The following is a 12,666-nucleotide window of genomic DNA, read 5'->3' as shown; positions in this document are numbered from 1 at the left end:
CTGACGGCCCGACTTTAACTATTCGATCTCTCTACAATAGTTCGTGGACTAAAGTAGCAAGAAGCATGGCCGGGCAGTCGGAATCGATTGTCTCTCATCGACTCGAGGAGTGCTTTGTGGAAACTCAATGTGACGCTGATACGGTTATTAAGAATGAGCGAACTATGGTGAACCGTCCTGATCTTGTTTCCAGGCGATTGGGCCATCAATGTCTCGCGATTGCCGTAGTATCACTGTGGGGCCTATGGAGTTCTCTGCTATTAACGGCCGCTGAGCCTGCGTTAGCGGCCGAGCCTGTATTAATAGACAAGCCATCAACATCACCCACTCTGGCTGGTCGAAAATTAAATGTTCCGGCTCAACTTGAAAACTATGCCCAGCCCGTCTGGCCTGAGTATTTCACGGCAGCCGGTGTTTCATTTTTTGATATGACACCCTCTGACAATCCTCTCACCGATGCAGGGGCCACCTTGGGGCGTGTCCTGTTTTACGACGTGGCCTTGTCCGTGAATGGACAGGTCTCGTGCGCGTCCTGCCACCGTCAGGAACATGCTTTTTCTGACCCACGAGTGGTCAGCGTCGGTTTTGATGGTCAAAAAACTGATCGCAATTCGATGGCACTGACTGACCTTCGATTTGTCCGTGGCACGTTCTTCTGGGATGAACGGGCCCCCACGCTCGAAGCGGCTGTCATGCAGCCATTGCTCAGCCATGTCGAGATGGGACATACCGAGGAGTCATTGGCGGCCGCCGTCAAAGCCGATCCCCGTTATCAACCCCTGTTTCTGGCCGCCTTTGGAAACGAAGAGATTACCAATGAGCGGATCGCCCGAGCACTCTCCCAGTTCCTGCGAGCCATCACATCGACCCATTCCAAATATGATGCAGGAGCCGGCCAGGCACCTTCTGCCAAGGTCGATTTCCCCAACTTTACCGCTGCCGAAAATCTGGGGAAAAAAGTCTTTTTCGAGAAGTGCCAGGCCTGCCATCATCTGGGAAATCAAGAAAAAGTAGCTCTCTTTTCCATGTTTCGCTCGCTCAATAATGGCATCAATCCCACAGCAGAAGCCAGAGATGGAGGACGCGGCGACGCCACCTTTAACCCCAGCGACATTGGCCTTTTCCGCGCCCAATCTCTTCGGAATATCGAATTCACCGCTCCCTATATGCACGACGGTCGACTGGCCACGCTGGAAGATGTCGTTGCACATTACAGCGAGAACGTCGCACGACATCCCACCGTCGGCCCTGTGCAGAGATTCCAGTTCACACCGGCTGAAAAAGAAGGCCTGGTCGCATTCATGAAAACGCTGAGCGATCACGACATCATTCGTGATCCCCGGTTCTCCAATCCCTGGGAAATGCCTTCCGATAACCAGGCCAGCCTCCCTGAACTGATTGCATCGACTCAAACGGCAACCACCCCTGTTCTCTCAGTCGACACAAGTAACCGCGCAACTCCTCAGGAACTCCTTGACCAAGGGCAGGGCTTAACATCTCAGGAAACCTTAAGCTGGTTAATTTCGCTGGATGAGAATCACGACAAAGCACTTTCGCTGAAAGAACTGCAGCCTGTCGTGCTCATTCTGGCCAAAACAGGTCAGACTCAAGGTTTTCTGGGCATCTCTGAAGAAACGGGGCCGCGTGCCGAACGCACCCGCCGGGGAGGAAACAGTGCCGCGACGCGCGACAGCCTGATCCCTTCCATTCCGGTGGAACATCTCCCGCTCACGGCGGATCTGAATGCCGATGGCACCATCGATGATCAGGAAGTCCGTCTGTTTCGCTCGTTGGAACGTATTGTCAGCATGAAAGACGGCGGGCGACTGGAAGTCTTTCTTGATCGGTTGATTAATGGCTTTTCGCTGACACCCGACGGAGTCCTGGCGGCACGGGCCTCCATCCGCAAAGCCAAAGGTCAACTCGAACGGGAGTGGCTGGCTCTGGATCAGCAGACCTTGGCTCAACTTGAAAAAACATTGGGGCCAGAACTCTTCGCCAGATATCGCATGATGGTGATCAATGGACAGGTCGCAAACACACCTGCAAACACTGGAGTCACCGCAGCGGCGCGGGAATCGGCTCAAAAACGAGTCCTGAGCTTCGATCGCAATCAGGATAGTTCACTGGATCACGATGAATTGAATGCTCTCTGCCGTTCCCTCTCTCAGGATCCGGGAGGGTTTGGCCAAGCCGTTCCTCCGGGGATTGATGTCAGACGATTTGTCAATCGCCTGATGGCCTTTGATAGCAATGATGACGGCATTCTGGAAATTGGCGAGCTTCCCGAGCGAATGCAAAACTTTGCACGCGGCGGTGATCAGGATCAGGATGGCCGGCTGTCACTCAAGGAAGCCCAACTTCGTTTTGAAGATGTGGCGTTTGAGCGGCTGATCATCAGCGGCATTTACGTGGGGGGCGCCTTCGCCAACACGCTTCAACAGACCGCATTCCGGTTGCCCGAATTAAACCTTTCGACAGAACTTGAAGCACAGGTTCGCCAGATTCTGGCCGACCACCGAACCGCCACATGGAAGGTGACAGCTCAGGCAGTGGCCGACCAATCCGCCGTCATTCGTGACTTGCGTCAACTCAAAGTGAGTCAGGTGACGACGCCCTGATCGGCTGCGGGTTGCTTGACGATAAGGACGTTTCAAAAAGGGAAATCAACGAGATCACTGGCATGGATCATGGAAAACCCGGAGATCTTCGTTGGATTCGATCCATAAAATTCCCTGATTGAAGTGGCGTCAGACTTGCTCATGATGTTCTTGCGGCAAAAGATGAGGGCATGATTCGGGACAGGAGATTGAAAGGGAGTTGGCGTGATTCGATCAGCGCGTCTTTCCCCTTTGATTCCTGCCTGCCCGAGTTTTTCGCCCGTATCTCATTTCCCACCTGAGCATCGCCATGAGTCATCCCGCACCTCCCCGTGACCTGCCCGCCCCCACCGCTTGTCTCAAGGAGGGCTGGCATTGCCTCCATCTCTATTACCAGATCAATCAGGCCAACTACGCTCGCCTGACAGATAGTCAACGAGCGACAGGCCGAGAAGAATTGTTGGAACTGCTTCGGCCCGATGCCCCCGAAGCCCCTGTCCGGCTGCAGACATCGGTGGTGGCCGGCCACCGGGCCGATCTGTCATTAATGCTCATGGATTCCGACCCGTTCAAGATTGAGCGGCTGCGCCAGAAGATCCGTGCCAGCACACTGGGGGTGGCCCTCGAACCGACTTGTTCATTCGTTTCCATTACCGAAGTCTCAGAATATGTCCCTACGGTAGAACAATTTTCTGAACGATTAATTCGCGAAGGTGCCAACGCAGAAGACCCGGCTTTCACGGCTCGTGTGAATGGCTATCGTCAACGACTGCCGATGATGAATCAGCAGCGTCTCTGCCCCGACTTTCCCGCCTGGCCCGTGATGTGTTTCTACCCCATGAACAAGGCTCGTCACCCCTTGGCCAACTGGTATGAAGAACCATTCAGCGTGCGCAGTGCGCTGATGGCCGAGCATGCGACCAGCGGGATTGCCTTTGCTGGTAAAGTGAGCCAGCTTATCACCGCATCGACAGGATTGGATGACTGGGAGTGGGGCGTGACTCTTTGGGGCCGGACGCCGGAGTATCTCAAAGAGATCGTCTATACCATGCGATTTGACAAGGCCTCGGCACACTATGCCGAGTTCGGGCCGTTCTATACCAGCTACATCCTCGACCCAAAATCCGCCCTCGACCACGTCCGACTCTAACAAACTCGAGAAAATCCACAGAAGCCGCTGGTATTGCCGTTGTATTTAGAAAGCCGCAGACAAACATCACCGTTTTTTGCGGCTGATAAACTAAATAGGCGCCAGCAATTGGCACAAGATTTTCTCTGGTAAAAAGTGAGAGCGATGACTTCGCAAGACTATTCAGAGAGCTTTGAGGCCCATTTCACATCAAATTGAGCCGTGTTTTTTTCTCCCCTCAGGATGGTTACTCGAAGTCTTGATTGAGCATCAAACTCGGAAGCAATCATCCGATGTGGCATCTGGGCCTTTTGGCGAAGTAATTCATGGCTGACGCCAGCAAGAATCGCCTCCACATCCGGTGGATTTGAAGCAATCATGACCTGAAATTCACCTGGCCAGGGGCCATGTTCTTGAGGCAGATGAAATTCACCATCGCGAATATTGGCCACAATTTTAGGGCCAGACTCGCGACTGAGTGGCCTGAGAGTGATTGTACCGCTACTTAACGGTTCGCCCTCAACAGTGACTTTCCCGGAAAAGACCTGATGGGGAGGCAATGCACTGCCGCACCCCCACACAGCCAGAAAAAACAGGGACAGGGAATATCTAGTCGCCAGATTCATCGAGATGTCCCGAAAAGCATCTATAATCTTTAATAGACATTGAATATACCGTTATCGACTTACCATACACTCACGCTGATATTCCTCTTTCATAAATCTCCAATGACTTCTCCATCATGACGGTTTGATAACCGATCTAATGTAAAGCTATCAATGTTTGTGGAAAGCATCCGAACAGATCCGTCTCCCATCACAAAATTGACGCCAGCCGTATGAGGACTCCGGAAGGTCTCCATAATAGAGATCGAATCATCAACAGCTGGTTCCATGCGTTTGACATTGAATTTCCCGGCAGTTGACGCCGCCACAATCCCCATTCGCGGATAGCCTCCAATCCAGGTCGTATACCCTGGCGGATTGCTCATTGTGTCTTCCAATGTCCACCCAAGCTCACCAGCCATCAATGTGTTGGTCGTCCCATCTCCACTGATGAGCGTGCTGATTGATGTTTTCTGAACAATAATCCCTTGAGCCCCCCGGTATGTCGCACCAATAGCCGCGTTGTTGGTGAAAACGTTGCAATAGTCAACGATCGCTCCGTTATTATCGTTTTGAACAAACAGCAATGACCCTGTTGACATGGCATAGCTCGTCGCTGAAGCCTGTGGGGTATATGCGGCCCAGGAAAAATAATTATTGGCCTGAGGGATGACATCTGAAGGGCAACGGTAAACAGAAATGGGTGTCGCAATTGCCTGGTTGCGATCAGGGTATGTCGCCCCCACTCTTCTGCCAAACATCTCAAATCTAGCCGTTTGATCCAGGTGAGGAAGTATGCTGAAGAATGCCGTCCGTGACGAACCGAACATCGGAAATCCCACATCCATAGAGAGCGGAGGTAAGAGCTTGTGAACATCATTGTAGTTATGTAGTGCTAGTCCAATCTGCTTGAGATTGTTTTTGCACTGAGCTTGGCGCGCCGCTTCCCGTGCTTGCTGAACAGCAGGGAGTAGCAAACCAATTAATATTGCAATGATCGCAATACTGACGAGTAACTCAATCAATGTGAACGCGTCTCGTCGATTAACGTGAAAAGCAGGTATAGAAATTTGAGACACTTTGGTGGGTCTTCTTAACAGGGAGACACAGGAGTACATATCGACTTCCTGGCAGAGGGAAATGGGAAGGACGCCAAGGCAGGGTTGAAAGCAATGCCGTGATGTGGCGAGTAAGTCACCAACATCACGGGGCAGGCAGGTCTGCGGCTTCGCAGTGATTGATACAAGAACGTCTCGACACCATGCTGGCGGAGCGTTTGCTAAAGAGGACAAACGACTGGCTGGCAGATTCCGTTTTTCTGGAAAGACAAAGCTTTCACTGAGATTGAGTCTCAGGTTAGAGTTGTTGATTGCTCATGTCAAATCTTATTCCTGTTTTTTCACTAATTCAGCATGGCAAAATCTTCTGCGCATTCGTTTCAGCGGAATGATGGGGGCACTCTCATGCTTGACCGCGATCACAGCAAATCGCGTCTCTCATCGGGAAACAGTACCAATATAATGAAACCCGACTCATGACGATTCTCATCGATCAATGGGCTGTCGCCTCGAATGACGAGAGTCGAATTGATCCACATTTGTCTGGAACTCCCTGGGAATTTATCGAGGGCTACCATTGAGCCAGAAACGCAAGAAAGTCACGCTCGACCAGTGGGTTGATCGCCAAATTCATGACGTCACTCTCTGGGCAGCCGCTGGCCTGTTTTTCGGAGTGTTTGCCAGTTGTTTTCTCACCCTGCTTTATTGGAACATGATCTGGTTGATCCTGATCATGCAGTTCCAATGGGCGATCGCACCAGGTTGGTACTCCGAAGTCACCACGGCCGTCTTTTGTCTTCTGGGCGTGATCTACTTTGCCGTCAACTGGGAAACGTTACAAAATCTTGGGAACAACTCGTCCACAGATTCCGGGCCACTGATGGGAATGGCTCCTGGCTTCATGGGGCTGCCCGGCTTGTTCGTGGGGCGTGCTACCGGTGTACTTTCTGCTCTCAAAGTGCTGTTAATGCTCCTGCTCATTGGCCCGGCATCATGGCATCTGGTGGTTTTCATGATTCAACGAATCTGGATGGCCCGCCATGCTGACCGTGAACGGTTGACTAAGGCTCTGGGAAAGCTTCTTGAAAGCGAAAGCCGTATCTCTGTTTCAGCGGCTCTGGGGGTGACTTCACCCCGGGATGTGAGGCAGGCGATGAGCGAACTGAACCTGATCCACGGCATCATCTTCATTGAGGCGCGGCCCCCGGGCCTGGTGATGACCGACTCCCTCAAGAACGAGATCGTCGCTTCCTGCAAGTCAGGTTCAAAAAAAGCGGCCACTGACCTCAACCAAGAGAATTGCAGCAATTGATCGCACAGAAACACCCCTTGATTCTTGTGCACAATATTCCTTTCAACGTATGGTGTTGTTGTGGATTCGTTCGACATGCAAAACGACGATTGTTCATTGCCTTTGAGTTGACGGACAGCAGTTGATGAAAATTACCCGAATTTTTGCCCATCGCGTTGAACTTCCATTGAAAGAAGGGAGTTACCACTGGTCGGGCGGCAAATCGGTCTCTGTCTTTGACAGTACATTAGTAGGTGTTGAGACGGATGTGGGGCTGATTGGCTATGGCGAAGTTTGTCCGTTAGGCCCATTTTATTTGCCAGCTTATGCGGAAGGAGTTCGGACGGGATTAAAAGAGCTGGCACCTCATCTGATCGGGATTGATCCCTGCGAACTGGGCGTTTTGAATGAACGGATGGATGCAGCCCTCAAGGGGCATCCTTATGTAAAATCGGGGATCGATATCGCTTGCTGGGATCTTCTGGGGCGAGCGACAGGCTTGCCGGTCTGCACGCTGCTGGGTGGTCGTTTTGGAGAGAAAATTCGCCTGTATCGTGCGATTTCTCAAGAGCCAGCGGAGGTGATGGCCAAAAAAGTGGCCGCCTATCGAACAGAGGGATATACCCGTTTTCAACTGAAAGTGGGAGGTGACCCCGACACTGATATTGAACGCATTCATGCCGTACGGCGACTATTACATCCTGCGGATCGTCTGGTGGCCGATGCCAACACCGGATGGACGCAACATGAAGCCATTCGTGTGGTGCGAGCTGTACGCGATTTAGATATCTATATCGAACAGCCCTGCCTCACTTATGAAGAGTGCCTGGCTGTCCGCAGGGCGACAGATCTCCCGTTTATTCTGGATGAAAACATCGATTCATTAAGCATGTTCCTCCGCGCCAAGGCAGACCTGGCAATGGATGCCGTCAATCTCAAGATCAGTAAGCTGGGCGGCCTGACTCGCACAAAACAGATTCGAGATTTGTGCGTTTCGCAGGGAATCGCCATGACATTAGAGGATAGCTGGGGAGGAGATATTACCACAGCAGCAATCGCCCATTTAGCTCACAGCACTCCAGAAGCCTATCGATTCACCAGCACGGATTTCAACAGCTATGTGACGGTCTGCAATGCCGATGGGGCGCCGCAACGAGAAGAGGGCTTTATGCAGGCCAGTTCTGCGGCAGGCTTGGGGATTATTCCGCGCTTCGAGGTCTATGGCCCTCGATTAGTCGATATTTCATAACAAATGCCGATCGTTTGTAAGAATGCAACCTGTTTGATGGTTCCGTGTTACGTGTGCATTTCTTTTGAAATCTATCCCCGAATTTATTGAATTTCATCGCTAAAGCGAAAAAACGTCGAGGTGAACATGTCTTTGATGCTGAGGCGGATTGTCATGACGGTGTTGGCGGGAATGGCAGTCAGTGCAGGCCTTGAAACCTCTCTCGTTGCTGACGAAAAAGAGCGATTAACTCTCGATAAAATCTTTGGGAGTCGAGAATTCGATGAGCAGCGTGGAGTTTCCCTGAAGTGGAGCGCCGTCACTCCCAGCTATTTTCTTTTAGAAAAGAAGTCGCCAGATGCAGAAGGCCCGGATCTGATTCGTGTCAATATCGAGTCAGGTGATAAAGAAGTCCTGATTTCTTCAAAATCATTTGTCCCACAAGGAGCTAACAAGCCTCTGGCGATCAATAGCTATCAATTCACTTCTGATGAATCAAAGCTTTTAATTTACACCAATAGCCAGAAGGTCTGGAGGCAGAACACCCGTGGTGATTACTGGTTGTTTGACCTGAAGACGTCGCGACTCGTTAAACTTGGCGGCGAAATCCCTACTTCACAAATGATGTTTGCCAAGATTTCACCCGATCAGAAAAAAGTTGCATATGTCTATCGAAACAACCTCTATACACAGGCTCTTGACACTCTCGAAATCACGCCACTGACCAAAGATGGCTCACCCACCTTGATTAACGGGACTTCCGACTGGGTGAATGAGGAGGAACTATCAATTCGCGATGGCTGGCGCTGGAATCCCGATAGCCAATCGATCGCTTTTTATCAGTTTGATACGACTGATGTGCCACTGTTCCATATGATTGACTATGGACAGGGTAACTATCCTCAAATTACGACCTTCCCTTACCCTAAAGTTGGTGAAAAAAATTCAGCGACGCGGATCGGTGTCGTCGACATCACTGGTGCAAATTGTCGCTGGATCACACTTCCTGGCGACCAGAGAGAACACTACATCCCCCATGTCGAATGGACACCAGATGGGAAAGAGTTGCTGATTCAGCAGATGAATCGCCCGCAGAATCAGAATGTTGTTTTTCTGGCCAATCCGGCTAATCAGCAACTTCGCACCGTCCTCACTGAAGTCGATGAGGCCTGGATCGAAAACGAAAATCCCGTGCGCTGGCTAAATGACGGGAAAAATTTCCTATGGATCAGTGAACGCTCCGGCTGGAGGCACGCCTACCTCGCGAACCTGTCGGACGGATCACTGGCGCCGATCACGCAGGGGAAGTTTGACGTGATCGATATTGACGCCATCGATGAAGCGGAAGGACTCCTTTATTATTCCGCTTCACCCGACAACCCGACACAGCGGTACCTCTATCGTGTCAAGCTGGCAGGTGGTCAACCAGAACGAGTCACGCCCGCAGATCAGGCAGGTTGGCATTCTTATCAGATTGCACCTAAATATCAGTTTGCGGTGCATACCTGGTCGAATCTGGTCACACCTCCGCGATCAGAATTAATCCGACTTCCCAGTCATGAAGTTATCCGAACGTTAGTCGATAATCAGGCGTTAAAGGACAAGCTCGCGAAGTGGAATCTCCCTCATGCCGAGATATTCCGAGTTGATATTGGCGGTGGAGTCGAACTGGATGGCTGGCGCTATCTACCACAAGAAATTCAGGGCGACAAGCAACATCCCCTCTTCTTTCACGTTTACGGCGAACCACACGGGCAGGTCGTGAAAGACGCCTGGACGGGCAAGCGTGGCCTCTGGTACGCCATGCTGGCTCAGGAAGGCTACATCATTGCCGCTGTCGATAATCGCGGCACGATGTCGCCTCGCGGTCGAGCTTTTCGTAAATGTGTCTATAAACAAGTGGGTGTGCTAGCATCGCAAGATCAGGCTGCTGCGGTAAAAGCCCTGTTAGCAAAGTGGCCTGCTGCTGATCCCGCACGCGTAGGGATCTGGGGTTGGAGCGGCGGAGGGAGTATGAGTCTGAACGTCCTGTTCCGTAGTCCTGATCTCTATCGGATGGCGATTGCCGTTGCTCCCATGCCTGATCAAAAGCTCTATGATACGATTTATCAAGAGCGATATATGGGACTGCTGAACGATAATCGGGATGGCTATCGTCTCGGCTCACCAACGACTTTCGCCCCGCAACTTAAAGGGAAATTGCTCATTGTTCATGGCACGGGTGATGACAACTGTCATTATCAGGCTACCGAACAATTGATGAATGAACTCATTGCTGCGGGAAAGCAGTTCAGTGTCATGCCTTACCCTGCTCGCTCACATAGTATCAGTGAAGGACGGGGAACCAGCCGGCATCTCTATGAACTGATGACAAGGTTTCTCCATGAGAACCTGCCACTGACTCCTGCCATTACAGAAGTTCAAAAATCTCAGTCAAAAGCGGTTTCATCCCACGAAACGAAAGAACTTAGCGGCTGGACAGTGAAAGTTGATCGAAAGATCATAGAAACGGAGCCAGAAAAGCTCGCTCAGGCGATGAAGCTATTGAAGGCTCAGCTCGATGAGATTCTTCGTGTTGTGCCAGAGAAAGCGGTGATGGAATTGCAGAAAGTGACTCTCTGGATGTCCCCTGAATACCAGGGGATTTCTCCCAAAGCAGAATATCACCCGAATGGCCAGTGGCTGAAGTCTCACGGCCGCCTTCCCGAGATGGCCAAGGGAATTGAATTCACTAATGTGCGAATTTTTGAGGAGGAAACTCGCCGCATGCCCAATTTTGCGTTACATGAATTGGCTCATGCTTATCATGATCGTGTCCTCCAAGGAGGTTTTGGGAATTCTGAAATCATCCGGGCTTACGAAGCGGCTAAAGAATCGAAGACTTATGATCGAGTTGAACAGCGATTAGGAAGTGGTCGTTCGATCCAGGCCAGAGCCTACGCGCTCACGAATCCCATGGAATACTTTGCCGAATCCAGTGAAGCTTACTTCTCGACCAATGATTTTTCGCCTTTCAATCGGGAGGAACTTCTCCAGTACGATCCCAACGCGGTGTCACTGCTTAAGCAGCTTTGGAGTGAATAACGACCTGAAAACAGCCAAAGTGATTGCGCGCGAATAAAGCCTCTGTGAGAGAAGCCCGGCAGCGGTGCAACCTTTCTTGAGAGAGAGTAAGCTTGGTCGCATTCTGGCGGCGTAAGACCCATTCGTAAATCAACAACTGGCCCTCATACGCCGCCCCAACCCCCGTAAGGGGAAGGATTGAAGACGGATGGGAATGTTGCATTTTGCGTGGCAGAATCTCGCAAGTCGACCGGCTCGTTCGGTGCTCGCACTGCTGGGCCTGACTGTGGCGATTACGGGGATGGTCGGGCTGTTTTCAATAGCAGTTGGCTTACAACGCACTGTCGATATGACGTTTGAACGCATTCCCGGACTGGCGGGAATGCAACCGGGGGCACCCATTCCCCTCTTCTCCCGGATGCCTGCTGCCTGGGCCGAGGAAATTCGTACGGTTCCTGGTGTCAGTAATGTTCGTCCTGAATTATGGGCTCGTGCTCAACTTATCAATGGAAAAATGGCGGTCAATCCCCCGCGGTTTCTCTTCGGGACAGATATTGCCGTCACTGAGGCGATGCGTACGGCGGTTTATCGAGATGACATCAAGGCTGGCCGGTTTTTGAACGCTTCTGATGTGGGGACATTGAATTGTGTGATCAGCGACGCGATTGCACAGGAAACGAAAACGAAGCCGGGTGATCTACTTAAAGTTGACGGGAATGCACTGAAGGTTGTCGGTATTTATAAAACCGGCTCACTCTTGCTCGATGTCGCTATTGTTATGGATCAGTCGACGGTTCAGCGGCTGCATCATATGGATCCTGCCATTATCTCGTCGGTCTATATTGAGCCAGGCGAGCATGTGGATGGCGAGAAACTCGCGAAGACCATTCAGGAAAAATTTCGTGGTCGGTCACTGGGACGATGGAAACCTTCCGGCCAGGTGATTGCGGGGCTTTCCGGTCGACAAGAACCGACATTTGCCGATCAAGTTGTGGCCGGGCTTTCGGGGATGTTCGATGGCTCAATGCTTCGCCAGAAAGAGGGCGATGCGTCCCGGTCGGTTACCGATGAGATCACAACGACTGAGACGGCTGATTCTGGCGATGATGGAGACAAGTCTCAGGAAGAGGGGTTGGAAGTTCGTTCGGCACGCGATTGGGGAGACAAAATCCAGGAGTTCAGCGCCGATCTGGATATTTTTCTCTACCTGATGAGCGGTATTGGAGTGGTGATTGCCCTGTTGAGCATCCTGAACACCATGCTGATGAGCGTGACCGAACGCATGACCGAGTTTGGTATTCTTAAAGCCAATGGTTGGTCATCGTGGGATTTATTGCGACTCATTGGGTTTGAATCGGCAATTCTGGGTCTGATTGGCGGTGTTTTCGGCTGTCTGCTCGGGTGGGCGGGGACACTTGTGGTGAACTTCGCCGCTCCTGACAAACTCAATCTTTACGCGAGTCCGGGGCTGCTGCTATTCAGCCTTTTTTTTAGTATGGCGCTGGGTGTTTTGGGGGGGCTTTACCCCGCCCTTTGGGCCACACGCCTGACACCGATGGAAGCGATCCGTCGTGCCTGAGTGACTTTGAACAACATCTTCCGCTCTCTGGAAGTCGGTCAGCCCCCACGACGGAGAGAGCCATGTGATGCTGAACACCAGCAGCGGCCTCAACAGCCAGCAGATTGTGGATT

Annotated in this window: 8 protein-coding genes; 6 read left to right on the top strand and 2 right to left on the bottom strand. The window is 51.6% G+C overall.

The features are described from left to right. Nucleotides 1–116: 116 nt before the first annotated feature. On the top strand, nucleotides 117–2,621 hold the full coding sequence (locus SH287x_RS00465) for a cytochrome c peroxidase (protein WP_479516444.1): 2,505 nt from the start codon (nucleotides 117–119) through the stop codon (nucleotides 2,619–2,621). 289 nt (nucleotides 2,622–2,910) lie between these two features. Continuing rightward, nucleotides 2,911–3,750, top strand: coding sequence for a hydrogen peroxide-dependent heme synthase (gene hemQ, locus SH287x_RS00460; protein ID WP_479516442.1), 840 nt, complete (start codon nucleotides 2,911–2,913; stop codon nucleotides 3,748–3,750). 158 nt (nucleotides 3,751–3,908) lie between these two features. Here the strand turns inward: hemQ and SH287x_RS00455 are convergent, their stop codons facing one another. Next, nucleotides 3,909–4,355, bottom strand: a complete 447-nt coding sequence (locus SH287x_RS00455; protein ID WP_479516441.1) for a hypothetical protein — start codon at nucleotides 4,353–4,355, stop codon at nucleotides 3,909–3,911. Between the two features lie 89 nt (nucleotides 4,356–4,444). Further along, a complete protein-coding gene (locus SH287x_RS00450) occupies nucleotides 4,445–5,413 on the bottom strand; it encodes a DUF1559 domain-containing protein (protein ID WP_479516440.1) in 969 nt (322 codons plus the stop codon). 556 nt (nucleotides 5,414–5,969) lie between these two features. Between SH287x_RS00450 and SH287x_RS00445 the strand changes: the two genes are divergently transcribed. The 4 genes from SH287x_RS00445 (at nucleotide 5,970) to SH287x_RS00430 (ending at nucleotide 12,553) form a co-directional block, all read left to right on the top strand. After that, the gene (locus SH287x_RS00445; RefSeq protein WP_479516439.1) at nucleotides 5,970–6,704 is read left to right on the top strand and encodes a hypothetical protein; all 735 of its coding nucleotides are present in this window, start codon (nucleotides 5,970–5,972) and stop codon (nucleotides 6,702–6,704) included. A gap of 124 nt (nucleotides 6,705–6,828) precedes the next feature. Next, on the top strand, nucleotides 6,829–7,932 hold the full coding sequence (locus tag SH287x_RS00440) for a cis-3-hydroxy-L-proline dehydratase (protein ID WP_479516438.1): 1,104 nt from the start codon (nucleotides 6,829–6,831) through the stop codon (nucleotides 7,930–7,932). Between the two features lie 126 nt (nucleotides 7,933–8,058). Continuing rightward, on the top strand, nucleotides 8,059–10,995 hold the full coding sequence (locus tag SH287x_RS00435; protein WP_479516436.1) for a S9 family peptidase: 2,937 nt from the start codon (nucleotides 8,059–8,061) through the stop codon (nucleotides 10,993–10,995). A 187-nt stretch (nucleotides 10,996–11,182) separates the two neighbouring features. After that, nucleotides 11,183–12,553, top strand: coding sequence for an ABC transporter permease (locus tag SH287x_RS00430; RefSeq protein WP_479516435.1), 1,371 nt, complete (start codon nucleotides 11,183–11,185; stop codon nucleotides 12,551–12,553). Nucleotides 12,554–12,666 lie beyond the last annotated feature (113 nt).

The organism is Planctopirus sp. SH287, from assembly GCF_056500625.1.
Note: the sequence above shows the minus strand (reverse complement) of the source record. Positions and strands in the feature narration are given on the sequence as shown.